The organism is Pseudomonas sp. MPB26, from assembly GCF_046605355.1.
In the GTDB taxonomy this organism is placed as follows: domain Bacteria; phylum Pseudomonadota; class Gammaproteobacteria; order Pseudomonadales; family Pseudomonadaceae; genus Aquipseudomonas; species Aquipseudomonas cedrina.
The window spans coordinates 3,884,680-3,903,793 of record NZ_CP176793.1 but is presented as its reverse complement, the minus strand read 5'-3'; the positions used below and the strand labels follow the sequence as shown (position 1 = coordinate 3,903,793).

Sequence of the window (19,114 nt, the reverse complement as noted above, 5' to 3'; positions counted from 1 at the left end):
CGTTCTCCAACACCATTACTCATTCGCCGGCACGGCCTGCGGGTTCACTTTGCAGGTATCGCCCGTGCAGGTGAAGGCAAGGAGCGGGCGGCCGCCGTAATCGTTCACATAGGCCAGATAAGGGGTCGTACCCAGCGCCTTGGCGGACGGCCCCAAGGCCAGGGTGTCTTTGGGAGGAACCATCAATGGCACGAAACCCGGCACGGTTTTGCCGTCTTTGCTGCTACGCGCATCCACCAGCGTCACGTAATACGGCGTAGGGTTATTCACCCGGTATTGATCGCCGTCTCGGGTCAGGGTCAGTTTTTCCTGCCATGGGTTGGACAAGTCCTGCTGGCTCGGCTCAATGGCTTGCGGCCGGTAAAACAGCTTGATGCGGGTTTGCAGCGCGATCTGCAGGGTGTTGGCCTTATCGCTGCGCGGCGGAATCTCCCTCAAGTTGAAGTAGTAGACCGTCTCCCGATCCTGCGGCAGCAATTTGGCCGCCGGCAGCGCCTGGACTTTCACCTGGCTTTGTTTACCCGGCTCCAAGCGTTGAACCGGTGGGAGCACAATCAACGGTGTGGTGATTTTTTTACCGCTTTCATCTTCGATCCAGCCCTGGGCCAGATAGGGCAACTGGGTATTGTTGTTGGTAATGCTCACACTGGTGGCTTCTTTGCCACCGTCGAAAATCACGCGGGTACGGTCCAGACCCACCGCCGCGTTGGCGCTCTGGCTCAAGGCCAGGACCCACAGCGCGAAGGTCGGGAATATGAAACGTGTGTCGGGCATCATGATGCTGTGTTCTCCATATCAGTAGGCGTGCCGGACAGCCCGGCGGGCTCGGGCACGGATGGGTCAGCGGCGACCGCCTCGCAGTGCAATTGCAGGGTGTCGGTCAAACCATCGGCAGGCAACGTGGCAGGCAGCGTGAGCAGGCATCGCGCGCCGCCGCCCCAACTGACGGTCATCCGCTCGCCGGCCTGGATGCCGCTCAGGTACACCTGGCCGCCGTCATTCACAATGCCGGTGTCCTGTTGCTTGAGGTTTTGCACGGTTGCGCCAAAGGGGGGAGGATTGCCATCCGCCAACCGCAGTACCGCCATGGCCTTTTCACCGGCAATCACGTCCAGCGAGCGATAACCGATCGCCCCTTCGGTGAGCGTCAACTGCGTGACTGATTGAGTGGCTTCAACATTGCTCGGCAAACGCTCCAGATCAACACTGGCGGCGGTACGCTGATAGCTGCTGATATCCGAGATCACGGCCTTGCCAAAGGCATTGCTGCGGGTCGGCGCGCCATAACCGCGCACCGGCACATCGGGCACACCGGCGGTATCGACCATCAGGCGGGTACCGCCCGTGCTGGTGGTTCGATGGAGCGCCGCACCGTAGGCCGTGAGCGTTGCACCGCCGCGTGCGGAGACACCGACGCTGCTGGATCCGCCCTCTTGCCTGCTGGCGCTCACGTCGATGTCGGCGTGGTTGCCCATATGGCTCAGGTAACCGCTGGCGGACGTATCGCTCGCACTGAGCTGGTAACTGTTACGCTCATCGAAGCGATCGCTGTAGCGCGATGCAAAGCTGTTTTTGCCGGCGAGTCGATTGGCATCCAGCGAGAGTGTGCCGGTACGCCCCAACGGCAGGCTGACCGTCAGCGCCATGCCGCTATCCTTGTAGTTATATTCCTGGGTGCGGTGCAGGTTCAGGGAGAGGCTCATGTTCTTGACGGTGCCCACGTTGAAGTAGCGTGACAGCGACAAATTCCAGCGATGCGTGTCAGGCCGGTCCCAGTAGGTTTGCTTGTTGTAACTGGCGTAGACGGTGGCCCCCAAGTCACGAAACTGCTTGTTGACCGTCACCGTATACAGCGCCTTGCTGCCACCGATAGGCTTCCACCCTTCGTTGTGGTCGCGATAATCCCCACGTCCGCCGAGTTCGCCGTTCAATCCGTAATGCCTGGCATCCAGGTATTCACTCATGCTCAGGAAGTTCTTTTCGGAAAACCGGTAACCGGCGAAGGTCACTTGGCTGTCGTACTCCTCGAAGTTCTTCGAATATTGAAGACGGTAGGATTTACCCGAAAGGGTCTCGTTCCATACGTTGGCATGGGACTGTGTGACATCCAGCGAGACGGCGCCGAACGCCAGCAAGTCCCGCCCGGCGCCCACGGATAACGCCCGATAGTTGTTATCGGTGATACCGCCACCGAACAACGACCAGCCATTGCTCACGCCCCAGGAAAATTCTCCGGTACCGAAGAAGGCGCCATCGGAGCCATTCTGAAGGTTGGACGGTCGCCCGCTCGCCAGCTTGTAACGGACTTGGCCTGGGCGCGTCAGGTAAGGCACGCCGGCCGTATTGAGTTGGAAGGTATGGACCGAACCGTCCTGTTCTTCCACCCGTACATCCAGCTTGCCGGTCACCGCATCATTGAGGTCCTGAATGCGGAAGGGACCCGCAGCAACCAGGGTTTCGTAGAGCACGCGGCCCTGCTGGCTGATGATGACTTTGGCGTTGGTTTTGGCCACCCCGACCACTTCAGGCGCGTAACCACGCAAGTTGGGCGGCAACTGGCTTTGATCCGAGTTGAGCGAGGCACCGGTAAAGCGGAAGCTGTCGAACAGGTCCGAATACAGGTAGCTTTCGCCCACGACCAGGCGCGCCTTCAACGCCGGAATGGCGCGATACGCATAATAGCGACTCCATTCCAGCTTTTGCGGGCCGGCCGCCTCTTGTCGACCGCTCTCCACGCGCCCCTGCCAATCCGCCCTGAGACGCCAGGCCCCGGCATTGGCTCCCACGGTTCCGTTGCCACTGAGGTTTTTGCGCTGGCCGTCGTTGCGCTGGTAATTGGACTGCGCCGTCAGGCTGTAGTCCACCAACAACCCAGGCACCCCCTCATCCCATCGGGAAGGCGGGTCCCAATTGATAGCGTTGTACTCCAGGTAGGCCTGGGGCACGTTGATGCTCAGGGTGGAGGTGGCCAAATCACCGCTGACCTCCATGCCGGGCAAGCCCTGGATATCCAGGCACTCCCCGTCCTTCCACCATGTAAGTCTGCCGATTTCGGAGACTTTCAAGCCCAGTTGCTCAACAAGACTGCGCGACAGGCACGCTTGGCTGCCTTTGGGATCGTAATCGGGGGGATAGAACGCCACCGACTGCTCAGCAACAGGCTGGGCGTTCAGGTGCACCGCCATCGGGTAAGTGCCGGGCAAAATGAATCCGCTGCGCGCGAATTGAGACAGGTCAATATTAGTACGATCACTCAGATCGAGAACGTCGGTATTGAACTCGATATCCCCAGCGCCCAATGCAGTGCCGGCCAACGACATCAACCCGCCAAACAGCCCGGGGCGGAGCGTATTTTTGATCTTCGACGTATTCAACATGCAAGCCTGTCCATCATTGTTCAAAAGTATTCCAACTTGAACCGCACCGCGGCACTGTGAGCCCCGACCACCAATGGCAAGCCGTTGCCGACCAGGAAAAACCGGTAGTTGAGTGTCATGTCACCTTCCTTCAGCGGGACCGGGGCCATGCGTTGCCCCGGCAGACTTTCCTGGCCGGCGGCGTCGACGATGTGCAGGGCAACCCCCTGCGAGTCGCCAAACACAGCGAAGGAGAGCCCTGCCCTATCGGTGGGGCCTTCGAATGTCACGCGCATGTGTTCCCAATCAGGCAGGCTTGCGCCTGGGCGCAACGGGTCCGGGCGGCTCAATGAGCAATTGACCAGACGTAACTGGAAGGGATGATCTTCTCCCCGCGTGTTGCGCAAGAGCCGACCAACCGGTTCGGGCGGCATCTCGATGGTTTGATCGATACTGGACAGTTCCAGCCCGCAGGCGGAATCCACCACTTCGCCTCCCAGCAACACGACCCCATCGCCTTGCGCAGACGCCTGGGCGACCATGCAAGGACTGATGAACGTCGTTAATGAAGAAGCGATAGCCAGACGTATGAGTGTTTTCACCTGGATCTCCCATCAGCCTCCCCCGCCACACCGGGTGGCGGGGGCAACATTTACTGATACGCCAAGGTGAAATTGGTGACCGCGCTGAAGTCGCCGGGAACGATATCCCCAGTGGCGGCGCCTTGTACGTAGGCACCAAATTCCAGCGTGTTATCGCCCGCGCCGATGATTTGCGGGGTAGTGGGAGTGCCCAACTTAACGAGGTCACCACCATGAGTCATCATGATGCCCACGTTGCCTGCACCGCCGACCGTACCGATGGCACCGGGTACCACCGTGGACGGCGCGCCGGTGAAGGTCGTGGTGACGGTATTGTCAGTGAGGCCGGCCAGGTCGCAACCTTCCAACTCGATCAGCACGCGTCGGGCCTCCGATTTGCCACCCGCTAGCAACTGGTGCTTTGCAATCGCGCCCAGGCGAACGGTCTGGTCGACGGAGTCCGGTTTGATAGAGCAGGCCCCTGAGTGGACCGACCCTATAAACGTCACCGTTCCATCCGCCGCATGTGCCATTGACATCGAACCCGCCAGCAGACCGACAGACAACAGCACAGTTTTCATTTTGGTTTTCATCTACACATTCCCACTTAACAAGTGTCATTAAGGAGCCTTTCCACCGACAGGCGCAGGGCTGATTAAAAGAGCGGTTTGACCTATACATCGAGGGGGATTTCCTGAAGCGAATTACAACTTTTTGTATTGCGTTTCAGGGCCACGCTCAACGCCGGGCAAGTATCCACATCACACTTTGAGAAGTAAGCCAGATGCTTCGTTTAATGGCGTAGCCTTTGTATATCAAGGCTTGCAGGAAATTTATGGCAATTTGCCAAAACTTTAAAAACAGATGAAGGAAGAGGACTACACAAAAACTAGATGCGAATTATTCCGCGCAGGAGACGTCCGTAAGAATAGGGCTACATACCCATTAAAACAACAAACCTTAGAGGGGTTTAGTAATTAACTATTTGGCATACAGCAAGAGGCGTCCTCGAACGGCAGATGCAAAAAAGGGGAGCAAAGCTCCCCCTTGATAGCGCGCTGCAACCGTCCATCAATGCCTAGCGCACAGCTTCAAACAACCCGGTTGCGCCCATCCCGCCGCCCACGCACATGGTGACGACGCCATAACGCAGGTTACGCCGCTGCAACTCACGCACCAGGTGCCCCACCTGTCGCGAGCCGGTCATGCCGAACGGGTGGCCAACCGAGATCGAGCCGCCATTGACGTTGTATTTGGCGTTATCGATTTCCAGGCGGTTACGCGCATACAGGCACTGGGACGCAAACGCCTCGTTGAGTTCCCACAGGTCAATGTCCGCCACCTGCAAACCCTTGGCCTCAAGCAGCTTGGGCACCGAGAACACCGGGCCGATACCCATTTCGTCCGGTTCGCAGCCGGCCACGGTAAACCCACGGAAGAACGCCTTGGGCTGCAGGCCCAGTTCCAGGGCTTTTTCCAGGCTCATCACCAGGGTCATCGAGGCGCCGTCGGACAATTGCGACGAATTACCTGCCGTCACCGAGCCGTCTTCGGCGAACACCGGCTTGAGCCCGGCCAGGCTGGCCAAGGTGGTGTCCGGGCGGTTGCAGTCATCGCGGTCCACGACCCCCTCAAGGACCTGCACCGCGCCGGTGTGCTTGTCCTCGACCTTATACGTGACCGCCATCGGCACGATTTCATCGTCAAATAAACCATCCGCCTGCGCCTGGGCCGTTCGCTGCTGGCTTTGCAGTGCATAGAGGTCCTGATCTTCCCGGCTGACATGGTAGCGGCGCGCGACGATCTCGGCCGTCTGCCCCATGGGGAAGTAAATGCCCGGCACCTGCTCTTTGAGCAGCGGGTTGATCAGGTTGTCGGTGTTGACGCTTTTCATGGTCAGACTGATGGACTCGACGCCGCCCGCCACAATGATGTCGCTGCAACCCGAGGCAATCTGGTTGGCCGCAATCGCAATCGCCTGCAAGCCCGACGAGCAGAAGCGGTTAAGGGTCATGCCTGCCGTGCCCGTGCCCAGTTGCGACAACACGGCCACATTGCGCCCGATGTTGTAGCCCTGGGCACCTTCGTTGGAACCGGCACCGACGATGCAATCTTCCACCGTCGCCGGGTCGATGCCGTTGCGGCTGAGCAGCGCATTGACGCAATGGGCCGCCATGTCATCCGGGCGGGTCTGGTTGAACTTGCCGCGAAAGGATTTGGCCAGGCCGGTTCGCACGCTGTCGACGATCACTACTTCACGCATGGGCTACCTCGATCTTGTGATTGTTGGGGAGATGGACCGAGGATAGATCCAGCTCCCGTCAACCGCGACGACCATTCACCCCATGGATAGGCCTACTTCTTCTTGCCTTTCTTGTCGTGTTTGTCGGACTTGGCAAACGCCTCTTCCAGCGCCCGGTTGATCGTGCGCAGCACCTTGACCCGCGCCCAGCGTTTGTCATTGGCTTCCACCAAGGTCCAGGGCGCCACTTCGGTGCTGGTGCGGTCAACCATATCGCCGACCGCCGTGCGGTAAACATCCCATTTGTCGCGGTTGCGCCAGTCGTCCTCAGTGATCTTGAAGCGTTTGAACGGGATTTCCTCGCGGGCCTGGAAGCGTTCCAGTTGGGTCTGTTTGTCGATGGCCAGCCAGAACTTGACCACGATCACACCCGCGTCGCGCAGTTGCTCTTCGAAGTCGTTGATCTCGCCGTAGGCGCGCATCCAATCAGCCGTCGTGCAAAACCCTTCAATGCGTTCCACCAGCACGCGGCCGTACCATGAACGATCAAATACGGTGAATTTTCCCCGCGCCGGGATTTTCTGCCAGAACCGCCACAGGTAGGGCTGGGCACGCTCGTCTTCGGTGGGCGCGGCAATCGGCACGATATGGTACTGGCGCGGGTCCAGCGCGGCGGCAACGCGCCGGATCGCCCCGCCTTTACCCGCCGCATCGTTGCCTTCAAACACCGTGACCAACGCGTGCTTGCGCATGCGCTTGTCGCGCATCAGGCCGGAGAAACGGGCCTGTTCGGTAATCAGTTGCTCTTCGTAATCGTCCTTGTCCAACCGCAGCGTCATGTCGAGGCTGTCGAGCAGGCTCATCTGGTCCACCGCTGAGGGCAAGGGCGCCGGGTTCATGCCGCTGGCCTTGAGCTTGGGCTGCTTCAAGGCGCTTTGCAGGCCCTCCAACAGGATCTTGCCCACGGTCAGCCCGCGGTAATGCGCGTCGACGCCCTCGATCACGTGCCACGGCGCATAGTCGCGGCTGGTGCGGCGCAACACGCGCTCACCGAAATGCACGAACTTGTCGTAGGTCGCGGACTGCTGCCAGTCCAGCGGGCTGATGCGCCAGCTGTGCAACGGGTCGTCGGCCAGGGCCTTGAGCCGCGCCTTCATCTGCTTCTTGGACAGGTGGAACCAGAACTTGAAGATCAGCGCGCCTTCATCGCAGAGCATCTTTTCCAGGCGCTCGGCGCCGGCAATGGCCTGGTCCAGGCGCGCATCCTTGATCTGCCCGTGCACCCGACCTTGCAGCATCTGGCTGTACCAGTTGCCGAAGAAAATCCCCATGCGGCCTTTGGCGGGCAGTTGGCGCCAGTAGCGCCAGGCCGGTGGCCGCGCCAGTTCTTCATCGGTCTGCTGGTCGAAGGTGCGCACCTCGATCAGGCGCGGGTCCATCCATTCATTGAGCAACTTGACCGTCTCGCCCTTGCCGGCGCCTTCGATGCCATTGATCAAGATGATCACCGGAAAGCGCTTCTGCTGCTGCAGCTCGTACTGCGCTTCCAAAAGCGCTTCACGCAGGGCCGGCACTTCGGCGTCGTAGGTGTCTTTGTCGATGGCGTGACCGATTTCGGCGGATTCGAACATGGGCAGCTCCGTGTGTGGGTGGACCAAGACTAGCGGATCGAGGCGTGCGTTGCGCTTGATCCAGGACATTAGGTTAACACTGCGTTCACACGCTCTAATATTTCCCGCTGGAAGCGACGGAACTCACGACACACGTCTCCACACTCAACGGGAGGCGTGCGATACGCGCCACCAAGGAAGAAGACTTTTCCGTCACCTCAGTCCAGGTAGGTCATCATGCTCTCCGTCAATACGCAGCGAACTGCTCCCTTCGATTTCCAGGTTCCAACCCAGCCAGACAGCCAGCCACCACACCCGACAACCCACGCGGTCGAGCCCCACGTCCCGCCGGCGGTACGCTCGCTGCGGCGAACCCGCGTGGTCTCCGGGCCACGCACGGAGGCTGCCACGGCAGGCGCGCCCGCACTCGGCAACTTCAGTGGGGCATTGTCCTGGCCACTGCCCTTGACGGTTGAAAGCCAGCGGAAAATTGCCGACGTCGTCGCGTGTAACAGTGCGCATCTGCCGGGCCTGCCGCTGGCCGACAGCCGTCAAGGCGCCCTGGGCTATCTGCTGAGTGATCCGTCAATGTCGGATATTGACCTGCAAAACCCCGCCATTGTTCTGCAGCAACTTGCGCGAACGCCCAGGTGGACGGCATTGGGCAATGCCCTACAAACGCAACTCAACGGTATTCCCACCCAGACCAGCGTCAATGACTACGTGTTGGCAGCCATCGGTATTGGCTTGGACCTGGGGTCGCTCGATCACCCTGCAAGAAACACCGTCGCCGGTTTCGACCTGGCGGGCCAGGCGCACTGGGGCCAGTCACCCTCCACCGTCGTCGCAGCCCTGGAGCGCCACTTGATCGCTCAAGGCAAAACCACCGCCGACAGCGCAAAGCTGGGCGCCCATCTGTTGCTGGCACGGGTAGCCCCGGAGTATCTGGTCAAGGCTATTCCTGCGACCGTGGTCTATGGCAGCGCCGCGTGGGCGACCTTTACCCTCGCGGTGGCCCAGCTTGAAAGCGATGCACCCGGCAGCACAGCAAGCATGAGCTTTGCGCAAGTCATGGCGAAAACGGAAGGTCGTTCCCTGGCGCCTTACGCAGATGCGCTGAGAGCGGCACTGGTCGATTGGGCAGTGGTCAATGGGGTGGTTGAAAAGCACACAGACGATACCTATGCACCCGCTCAGATCGAAACCATCAGGCAAGCGTTCAACCAGCAACGCGATGAACGCCTGCAAGCCTCAAGGGCACTGGACAGCCCCCTGCCCAGTCGCAAGGAAATAGCGCTGGCGGCACTCAAAGAGCGCTTTGGTGACCAGCCCTACTTTGAGGAAAAATGCCTGAAGGCCAAGCCGACCCCAAGGAAGAGCCGTTTATATACCGGAACCTATTCAATGTTGGATCTGGTCATGGCCGGCATTGAAAAGCTCGAAACCTGGACAACCAAAGACCCACGCATTCCCATCCAGGGTTTTAACAACGGCGCTGGATTCACCGCCAAGGCAGCATTTGAGAGTAAGTTCGACAGCGTCATCGGCGAACACAAAAAAGCTCACCACACCCTGGTCAAGCACCTGATTGCGCAACTGCCACTGGAAGACCGGAAAAACCTTGAGCAGGGAAAGCTCACGTTCTTCCGGCAAAACACCTACAAGATCGGCATGGATATTATTCCGTCGACCACGCTTGTCGACAAAAGCAACACACTGACGCTGAAACTTGAGCGATCGGTCGACAACACCTCTAAAGTCGACCTGTATGAAATAGACATCACCCACGGCGTTATTCGCAAACGCAACGATTATCCCCACCTGGCAACGCCTTCCACCAAGTCGGTGGCCAATAAAGATTACGTCATCGAAACGTTCAAGCCGAATGAAGACAAACAGTCGCATTTGCGCGACGAACGCCCCTCGCCCCAGTCCATACCCCAGAGTTTTACCAGCACCCGAACCGACTACATCGCCAACGCCGTCGTTGAAGCCATGGATCTTGACTCGGCAAACGTCGTGAACGCTGCGCGCGGTAGCACGACCATTGACCAGGAACGCGCTTCACGGGAGGCCGTACATGACTTTCTGCTCAACCTTGTGCCGCTGCGGTCCGCGATTGTCAATTTCCGCGAGGGCAATACTGGCCAGGGCGTTTACGACCTGGTGGTGGATGTGTTTGGCTTTCTGACGGCAGGGCTGGGCGTCGCAGGAAAGCTCGGCAAGGTGGTGAGCGCAACGGCCACTGCAGGCACCAAAGCGCTACAGACCGCAAAGATCCTCGGGGCCACAGCCATCGGCACGATCAACCCGTTGGGAGGCGTAGGTGACCTGGCCGTAGGTGTCGGGAAGCTGATCACCAAAGGCGCGCGCGCCGCACTACACGGAGTTCGCAAGCTTACGGACCAGGCCGGGCAGTATGATTTGCTCCAGGCCAGTGCAAAACAATCGCTTGCAACGGGCATCTTTACGGTTGCCGGTCAACCCGTCGAAGGTGCCGCCGTGCTGCACAAAGGCAGATGGCATGCCTTCGATACCGTCACCCAATCGGCTTATGGCCCGCCCCGGGATAACTTCCGCGCCAGTGCCCGCTCCTTGCAGGACAGCGCATTTGGCGGAACCGATTTCAAGGTCCTGGAAACCACCCTTGGCGAACGACCGCTGGTACTGCACCGCAACGGTTTAAGCGACGTGCTCATTGGCGACCAAGTCTTTCGGCATGACCGCAAACACCCACGCCTTCTATACGACCTCGCGACTCACCCGCAACGTAATGGCGAGGATCTGGTCGCTGTCTGCAGCCCTCCCAAGGGCGGGGCTAGAGTAAAGCGCGGCCTGTCCAACCTCTGTTTTGCCAAAGACATCGCCCAGACCGGAACGCGTGCATTCAAGCGCGCCCAAGCCATTGAACACAAACGTTTCCAGCCCTACCCCAACCGCGACGGCGCCACGCTGCTCAGTCACAACCGGCGCTATTATCGGGCCGATAACCCACCGGCAGGTCAAGCGCTGCGACTTGAAACGGCGGGCACCCCCATCGCCTATAAAACTCAGGTAAACGGTCAATTGCTTGACGACCCCTCTTTCGGCTTGCCCAATAAAGAAGTGGATCCGGTACTCGACGCCCACACCCGGGTAATCAGGCTTGAAGCCATCGATGACCAGGCCAACGTTCAACGCGATGTGCGAGCGATAGTGATCGAGCCCAAGCACAACAACCCGGGCCATAAAAAGTACCTGGTGGCCGAAGCCGATACCGGGGTTTTCTACAAGGCTGAACTGGGCCAGGACAAGGATCTGACGTTTAGTAAAATCGATTCGCTGGGCCAGGATGGGCTGGGGCTCGAACTCATTCTCACGCACAACCTGCACGTCGAAGACGCCTTGAGGGCCGCGCAGTTGCCGATCGATAAGGATCTGGTGGCGCTACCTCCCCTGAACACGATATTTACCAACCTGCGCGAAAATTATCAGTACCGGGCCAAACACATGGCGGCGCTGCAGGAAAAGATGGACAAGCTGCCAGACGAGAAAAAACGAGAGTTCGCGCTGGGCGTCTGGAACAAAGGTGAGGGCCGCCCCGTAGAGATAGCGGCGCAGGAGGTCAAGATCAGACCCTTGGTCAAACCCGCCGATTTCGATCAGTTCCTGGAGCAAAACAAAAATCGGTTTTATGCGCAAGCGGCGAAAAAAGAAGTGGATAAACAGTTCCAGGCCACCGGGATCGGCCCGGCGAACCAGCGCGTGCCCGACAACCCAGGGGACGTAACCCGACAAAAAATCGCTCGCGAGGTCGTGATCTGGGAATACGACAAAATCGACGCGCCCAATTATGCCGACATCGTTCTCAAGACCGGCGCAGGCAACTGCGATCAAATGGCAAGGGCCGCCGCCGAGATCATCAAGGAAAGCGGCGGCGATGCAAGCGTTTGGGCGATGTCAGGGCATGTGTTCACAGTGGTCGGCGCACCAACCGGGGTCAACGCCAGAACGGTCGACTTCCGCGAGCCGAAATGGGCAAATGCCTGGATCGTCGATCCATGGGCGCAAATCGAGTGCAAGTCCAGTGAGTACGTCAGTCGACTCAAGCAGAAAATGGATGAGTGGAGTCGGGCCGGCAAAGAGTTGCTCGTCGTCAATCCCGCGGTCGCCGGCGCGGGCCCCGTGTGGACCCGTCCCAATGAACCCTTCTGGCTCGACATGCTGATCAAGGAGGAAAAGGAGTGGTTGTATAAAGCCTAGGGTCAAAGCGTGCCGCAGGTCAGGCAACGGCGGACCAATAGGCTAGAATGGCCGCCTTGCCTTTGCCTGCTTTTGATGAGCCCTCCATGAACCCCATCACCCACGCCCAGCTTGACTGGGATGACCAAGGCCGCCCGCACTCGCGGGTGTTCGACGACGTGTATTTTTCCGACCAGTCGGGCCTTGAAGAAACCCGCTATGTATTTCTTGAACAAAACCGTTTGCAGGCGCGCTTTGCCGCTTTACCGGCGGGCGGGCGGTTGGTGATCGGCGAAACGGGGTTCGGCACCGGGTTGAATTTCCTGTGCGCCTGGCAACTGTTCGAACGGCACGCCGTGGCCGGTGCGCGGCTGCATTTTGTCAGCGTGGAAAAGTACCCGCTGAGCCACGCCGACCTGCAACGCGCCCTCGCCCTGTGGCCCGAGCTGCAACCGTTCGCCGAGCAATTGCTGGCGCAGTACATTGCCATCCATCCAGGCTTCCAGCGCCTGGTGCTGGATAACGGCCGCGTCACCTTGACCCTGTTGATCGGCGACGCTCTGGAGCAATTGCCGCAACTGGACGCGCAGATCGATGCATGGTTCCTCGACGGCTTCGCCCCGGCAAAAAACCCCGAGATGTGGACCGCCGAACTGTTTGCCGAACTGGCGCGCCTGGCGGCGCCCGGCTCGACCATCAGCACGTTTACCAGCACCGGCTGGGTGCGGCGGCTGATCAACGCCGCCGGGTTCAAGATGAAGCGCACGCCGGGGATCGGCCACAAGTGGGAGATACTGCGCGGCGAGTTTCTCGGCTGGCCCAGCGACACAGCGCCTCCTGCGCTCGCCAAGCCCTGGTTCGCGCGCCCGCCGGTCCTCGACGGCGAGCGCCACGCAATGGTTATCGGCGGCGGCCTGGCGGGTTGCGCCACCGCCGCCAGCCTCGCGGCCCGGGGCTGGCGCGTCAGCCTGCTGGAACGTCACGCGGCGCTGGCGCAGGAAGCGTCGGGCAACCCGCAAGGCGTGCTCTATCTCAAGCTTTCCGCCCATGGCACGGCCTTGTCCCAACTGATCCTCAGCGGCTTCGGCCACACCCGGCGCCTGCTGGAACATTTGCACCGAGGCGTGGACTGGGACGGCTGCGGCGTACTGCAACTGGCGTTCGACGCCAAGGAAGCCGAGCGTCAGGCGCAATTGACCCAGGCGTTCGCGCCGCAATTGCTGTACCTGCTCGATCGCAATCAGGCTCAACAAAGAGCCGGCATCGAACTGGCCCAGGGCGGTCTGTTTTTTCCCGAAGGCGGCTGGGTCCACCCTCCCGCGCTGTGCGCGTGGCAGGCTGCCCACCCGCTGATCGAGGTGCTGACCCATCACAATGCGCTGCAATTGCATCGCGCCGACCAGCAATGGCAGGCCCGCGACGGCGGCAACGTGCTGGCCAGCGCCTCGGTGGTGGTGCTCGCCGGCGCTGCCGAGATCAAAGGTTTCCCGCTCAGCGCCGAGTTGCCCCTCAAGCGTATTCGCGGGCAAATCACCCGGCTGCCGCAAACGCCGGCCAGCCAGGCGTTGGCCACCGTCGTCTGCGCCGAAGGCTACGTCGCCCCCGCGCGCCTGGGTGAACACACCCTGGGGGCGAGCTTTAATTTCAGCAGCGATGACCTGGTGCCCAGCGTCACCGAACATCTCGGCAATCTGCAGATGCTGCGGGATATCTCGCAGGATCTGGCCCAGCGCCTGGCTGCCGACCCATTGCCGCCCGAGCAGTTGCAAGGCCGCGCCGCCTTTCGCTGCACCAGCCCCGATTACCTGCCCATCGTCGGGCCGCTGGCCGAGAGCGAGGCGTTCAAACGCGCCTACGCTGTCTTGAGCAAGGACGCCCGACACGTCCCGGACACGCCCTGCCCCTGGCTGGACGGGCTGTACATCAACAGTGGCCACGGCTCGCGCGGGCTGATCACCGCGCCGTTGTGCGGCGAGCTGATCGCCGCCTGGCTCGACAACGAACCCTTGCCCCTGCCCACGAGCGTGGCCCAAGCCTGCCACCCGAACCGCTTTGCCGTGCGCGGTTTGATTCGAGGCAAGCCCGACAAAGCCTGATCAGGGGATGCTGGCGGCGCACACCTGCGACTCCTCCCCCCGGATGGCTTCCAGGGTCAGGCGTTGGATCTCGGCCTTCTCCAGCGACTGCTGCTCGGCCCGAATATCGTTGACCCGCTCAAAGTAGGTCGCGTCATCCAACTCCAGGCGTTGCTCGAAGACCTCAAGCATGCGCTGCTCAAGCGGCTCCTTCAGGGCCTCGAAACGCAGCGCGAAGGTGTGCTGCAGATAGTCATTCCAGAACGGCAAGTCTTGTATGAACGTCATCAATTCTGACGATAACTCAGCAAGCTTGACCTCGCCCTCGGCACTGTCCAGGGCGGCTTGCGTGACCCCGCCCAGGCGGGCAAAACGCATGTGTTGCGGCTGACCGGGCAAGTAGAACCGGTTCACAAGCCCGGTTCGAAACGCCAGGCTGACTTCAAGCGGATCGCTGTTCGGATGCGCACTGCTGTGCCGGCCGGCAATCCGTTCCAGGCGATCGAGGCGAAACAAGCCCCTTGCCAGCTTCAACAAGGGACGCGCGGTAATACGTCCGTTTGCCAGCAAACGCCTGGCCTCGCTGATTTCCATCGCTATCTCCAGGTTGCTGAAATTGACGGCGGCGGCGTCGTCGCAGTTCAGTGGCGTGGCCGCCCGGTCGAAGAGTTCTTCGCGCAGTTCGGCATCGCCCGCCGCCGCGTCCAACACGCGCCAGATCCGCCGCTGCAGGTCTTCGCGCACATGGTGCGCATCGGCAGTTGCGCCCATGTCGGCAAGCAGCTTGAAAAAGCCGTCGGAACGTGGCGCGTTTTTCAGACCGGTCCACACCAGGTCCTTTTCGGCAAAATCGGCCATGCGCTCGTCCACCATCCACAGTTCGCGGGCTTTCTGTTCGGTCAAACGGGCGATATCGTCCTGCACGAAGCCAAGGCCCAAGCCCGTGCGTCTGCGCAGGCTGCGCACGCCCGCTTCGCTGGTGGGCGACAACGGGTTATGACGCAGATTGAACGCCTGGGCGACGCTGCGGGGCAACTCCGGCAGCCAAGCCGGCAATGTGGTGATGTCGTTCTGGCGCAGGTCCACATGTTCCAGGTACGGCAAGTGCTGCACCCCCGCAGGAAACTCCCTGAGCTGGCAGTTACGCAGGACCAGAGCACGCAACTCGAATTGGTGGCTGACATCCGGCGCGATGAGCAGCGGGTTATTCGCCATGCTCAGGGTTTTCAACCCGCGCAGGCCGGCCAGTTTTTTGCGCGTCTGTTCGGTCAGCAATACGCGATTGCCGGCCAGGTACAGATGCTCGAGCCGAGGCATCATTGACAGGACTTCGGGCACGCGGGAGATCCGGTTACCGCTGAGTTCAAGGAGGCTCAGCCCCTTGAAGTGCTTGAGAAAGTACGCCACGTCGTCGTTCAGGTCCATATCGCGCAAGGACAGGTGTCGCACGTGGTCAAAGCGCACCTCGGGCGGCAACGTGGGCAAGGCGCCCAGGAGGATGCCGTCCAGCGCCAGGCCCGGTGCTTCTATGAGCTGCGCGCTCTTGAGGGTATGTAGCCCACGCCAACTGCGCTCAATGGCCTGCGCCGCCTGATGCCGGCTCAACCGGAAATCCCACAACGGCTCAGCGTGTGCGTTGTGTCCGGAGGTGTCGCTGCGCCAGCGCTTGAGCGCGCGTTGCAGGGTCTTGAATTGCTCCTCCAGCGCTTCGACGGCATGGGCCCGGCTCAGGTGATCGTTACCGCAGCCGCGCAGCAGGTCGGCGACCTGGTGCTCGGAGAGCGCGGGGTAGAGTTTTTTTACTTTGCGCACGAGGGCTGGGGCGAACTCGGCCGGCGGACGCACCTGCGCGGGAGCACAGGCCTCAGCGGCTTGTTCGGCGAAGGTGCGCTCGGGCCACAGATAGCGAGAGGCGTGCGAGCGCTCGCTCCGGGCGCGGAAGGCCAATTGACTGCGCAAGCGTTCGGCCGGGTCTTCACCCACCAAGTTCAAGGTGCGGCATTGCGCAAGTGAGAGGCTGTCCACCACAGCCTGGTACAACCCCATTGGCCCTGGCACGGGCGTATTCAGGCCCTTACCCTGCTCATCGAAAGCTTGAAAACCCATACCGCTGCGCACAAGGGTGCGACGTACCGGCGCCGAGGCCGGCCCGGTCTGATACAGCAACTCGCCCTCCACGCCGCCCTGGCGCACTTGCAGCAACAGGTCGTGCGGCCAGCCCTCCAAGCGTTCAAGCATGCCGATCGCCACGCGGTGAGTTGCAGCGTCTGCCAGTGGCGGCCAATGCAAACCCATCAAGGCTCGATCGCCAGCCCGCAGGTCCATGGCTTCGCGCGAGCGCTCGGCGAGCGGCAATGGCACTCGACCGGTCTTGCGCAAATACCGTCGTTCCACGGTGGGCGTGCCGACCAGCAGTTCCTGGGCGATTCGCCTCGGCATGCCCGGAAAATGCGCGCACAAAGGCACAAGATTGCCGCTTGGCGCGCCGTTGTAGCGCTCATACAGCGCGTGCGAGACTTCGCGGTGGTTGGCCCTGAGCGCCGCCAGCAATCGCTGCCTGAGCAACGGTTGCGCCTGTTCGAGTTCGACGGCTTGCCCGAGCAAGGTTTCACGCTGCCCAGCCGTCAAGGTCTGGAGCAAGGTCGGCATCACTTGCCCGTCCATCAGTTGCTGTCGGCTGATGTGGATGCTCAGGTCGGAATAATCGAAAGGCGCCAGCTCGGGATAGGTTTCCAGCCGTTTACCTTGGCTGTCGAGCAGTTCAAAAAAGCGGCCCGAGGGCCAGCCCTCGATCAAAGGCAGGGCCAGCATCTGGGTAAGGGCTGTCTGCGCGGCTGGAACCTCCCCGCGCTCAAGCACGCCGACCAGTTCATCGACCTTGCGATAGTGGCGGTAGAGCGCTACGCAATCCTGCAAGCGCTCCGCCAAGCGCTGATGTTCTTGCGCCAACCGCTGCAGGTGGTCCACCGGCTGTTCAGTGATCGCCGCCAGGCTGTCCAAGGCTTCGCCGGGCAGCTCCCGCAGTTCGGGGTGAATGCGCAACAGGTTGTAACGCGCCTCCTTCCATTCTCCCGGGCGCTCGAAGACGTGCTGCCACCCGCCCTGGAAGTTGTGCCGCAGCGGTGGGCGGTAGGCACCCGAGCGTTTGGGGTGGTGAACCCGCCAGTGGCCAGAATCGGCGTCGTACTCAACGTGGTAGACCTCATCTTCGATCTTTACATACGACTTGCCTTCAGCCTGATGCATGCCACGGGCATCGGCCAGCCACGGTGCCGGCAGTGCATCAGTGTGGCGATACGCAGCCAGGCGCGGGCGCCACAAGCGCGGCCGATGATCGGGCAGCGCAACGCTCTCGACGTTGTCAAAAAAGGGCGCCGAGCTTGCCAGCGTGCGCTTGATCGAGCCCGCCACGCGCGCTCCGGCGCTGAACAACAGCATGCCTGCGATGTTTTCTGCGACGCCGACCAAGTGTTTGAGCGCCTCGGCGTGGTCATGGTGGGTCCAATCCTCGACGCCCTCAAAGACTTCGCCGAGCAACTGCCCAACGGCCACGCCGAGCATCAGCTCTCCCAGTACGGGCACCACGAGCGCGGCGATGTTGAGTACGTCGAGCCCGGCATTAAGGTAGTCGAACAGCCGTTGCTGGCGCGCTTCTTCGTCCACGTCCGCGACCGGCACGGCTAAGACCTGCGCGTCCAGCTGGATTTTGCCAACGCACGCCCTGAAAAAAAAATCACCGAAATTACTGACCACCGGCTGTGGTTTGATAACCCACAAGGTGTGGTCTTGATCAAAGCGCCGAAAAAAATCGAGCCGCTCGGCTTCATCGAGATAACTCGTGAAAAACTCCCGATAGGACGGCACCTGCAATTTCAGCGTCAGGTAGTGCTTGAAGTCGTCTATCGAGGGGTACTCATACCACGCTCGCACGGGCTCGTTGGGCATATAGACCGTGACCGCGCCACTCGGCAGCTCGCCAGGTTCAGCGTCGCCGAACATCAGCACGCTCCATAGGCACGCGCTGTCGATATTCACGCCTTGCCAGATCAGACGTTGCCCCTCTGGCGCCATGGCGCGCACTTGATCAGCCGGCTTGTCGGCCTTGATCAAGCGCAGCAGCCACTCGTGGTTTTCCTCGCTGATATGCCGCTTGGCCAAGGCAATGTGCAGTTCGATTTGCATGGCGCTGATTTTGCCCAGCCCAACCCCGAGCGCCGCCTCGTTGTACTCCACCGGCAGGGGCGTCTCGCCCGGCCCCGGCAGGTCGAACACCTCGCGGATATGTGCCTGGTAGGCGCTGCCCAGGTCCAATGCGCGGCAATGGCGCACGAACTCGGTGGCGCTCAGCCCGGGGATCACGCGTTGTTCAACCGCAGTGCGCAGCACCGAGCCTTCGGGCAGGCCGCCCACCTCGGCCTCGGCAGCGGAAAAATTCTGCATGGCCGCCCTGACCAGGCTGCGGCGTTCAAACGCGACGGTCTCAATTAACACGCCGGTGAGATAGGGGGCGAAATTGGCCGTTTCGCGCCTTGGCATTTCCAGATAGTCACATCCGACCTCCAACGTTGTGTGGCCCTTGTCCGCAAGGTAGCGGGTCAACGCCTCGGTGCAGAACTGATCCAGTGGCTGCAAGCTATTCATATAGTATTCAAGGTGTTCGCGGGCACTGAGGCTTTCGGCGTGCGCCTGCAGCAGGTAAGTCAAGGCCGGGGGTTTGGCCTCGATCAGCCAGTGCGGCAGCGTGGCGTGCAGTGTCCGGGCCTTTTCCAGATCACCGGTCATCTCCAGCATCGCCGCGTCCAGCTCAGCTTCCGTCACGGGCGTGACGAGGTCATATAAATTGCGCTCATTGGTCATCGCAGCAGTCCTTTAGGAAGTCAGTGAGGACTGACTACGATAGGCCTGCGCGGCACAAAAACAGATTCAAATAGCCGCTCGTTCCAGGGGCTGAAACCCACGAATTTCGCCGCTGAAAAACACTTGGATACCGCCGCTTCGCTGCACACCGCACCGTGTCGGTAGCGCCGCA

9 protein-coding genes are annotated in these 19,114 nt (G+C 60.9%); 2 read left to right on the top strand and 7 right to left on the bottom strand.

The genetic code is table 11. From position 1 onward, the window contains the following. Nucleotides 1-15 precede the first annotated feature (15 nt). The 6 genes from ACLH0H_RS18050 to pap form a co-directional block, all read right to left on the bottom strand. Entirely contained in the window at nucleotides 16-777 is a 762-nt protein-coding gene (locus ACLH0H_RS18050; RefSeq protein WP_411379034.1) for a fimbria/pilus periplasmic chaperone, read from the bottom strand. After that, on the bottom strand, nucleotides 774-3,377 hold the full coding sequence (locus ACLH0H_RS18045) for an outer membrane usher protein (protein WP_411379033.1): 2,604 nt from the start codon (nucleotides 3,375-3,377) through the stop codon (nucleotides 774-776). The genes ACLH0H_RS18050 and ACLH0H_RS18045 overlap by 4 nt, the downstream gene beginning before the upstream one ends. 20 nt (nucleotides 3,378-3,397) lie before the next feature. After that, nucleotides 3,398-3,958 carry a fimbrial protein gene (locus tag ACLH0H_RS18040; protein WP_411379032.1) on the bottom strand — a complete coding sequence of 187 codons (561 nt, stop codon included), beginning with the start codon at nucleotides 3,956-3,958 and terminating at the stop codon, nucleotides 3,398-3,400. Between the two features lie 50 nt (nucleotides 3,959-4,008). Beyond that, entirely contained in the window at nucleotides 4,009-4,530 is a 522-nt protein-coding gene (locus ACLH0H_RS18035) for a fimbrial protein (protein WP_411379031.1), read from the bottom strand. A gap of 485 nt (nucleotides 4,531-5,015) precedes the next feature. Then, nucleotides 5,016-6,200, bottom strand: coding sequence for a thiolase family protein (locus ACLH0H_RS18030; RefSeq protein ID WP_411379030.1), 1,185 nt, complete (start codon nucleotides 6,198-6,200; stop codon nucleotides 5,016-5,018). Nucleotides 6,201-6,292: 92 nt separating this feature from the next. Next, nucleotides 6,293-7,810 (bottom strand): polyphosphate:AMP phosphotransferase, encoded by a 1,518-nt coding sequence (gene pap, locus ACLH0H_RS18025; protein WP_411379029.1) that lies wholly within the window; start codon nucleotides 7,808-7,810, stop codon nucleotides 6,293-6,295. Between the two features lie 216 nt (nucleotides 7,811-8,026). On the opposite strand from pap, the gene ACLH0H_RS18020 reads away from it, so the two are divergent. Together ACLH0H_RS18020 and mnmC are read left to right on the top strand one after the other, a co-directional pair. After that, complete coding sequence (locus ACLH0H_RS18020) at nucleotides 8,027-12,031, top strand: hypothetical protein (RefSeq protein ID WP_411379028.1); 4,005 nt, start codon at nucleotides 8,027-8,029, stop codon at nucleotides 12,029-12,031. An 86-nt stretch (nucleotides 12,032-12,117) separates the two neighbouring features. Continuing rightward, on the top strand, nucleotides 12,118-14,106 hold the full coding sequence (gene mnmC / locus ACLH0H_RS18015) for a bifunctional tRNA (5-methylaminomethyl-2-thiouridine)(34)-methyltransferase MnmD/FAD-dependent 5-carboxymethylaminomethyl-2-thiouridine(34) oxidoreductase MnmC (protein ID WP_411379027.1): 1,989 nt from the start codon (nucleotides 12,118-12,120) through the stop codon (nucleotides 14,104-14,106). On the opposite strand, the gene ACLH0H_RS18010 is transcribed toward mnmC, so the two are convergent. Beyond that, nucleotides 14,107-18,942, bottom strand: coding sequence for an NEL-type E3 ubiquitin ligase domain-containing protein (locus tag ACLH0H_RS18010; RefSeq protein WP_411379026.1), 4,836 nt, complete (start codon nucleotides 18,940-18,942; stop codon nucleotides 14,107-14,109). Between the last annotated feature and the right edge of the window lie 172 nt (nucleotides 18,943-19,114).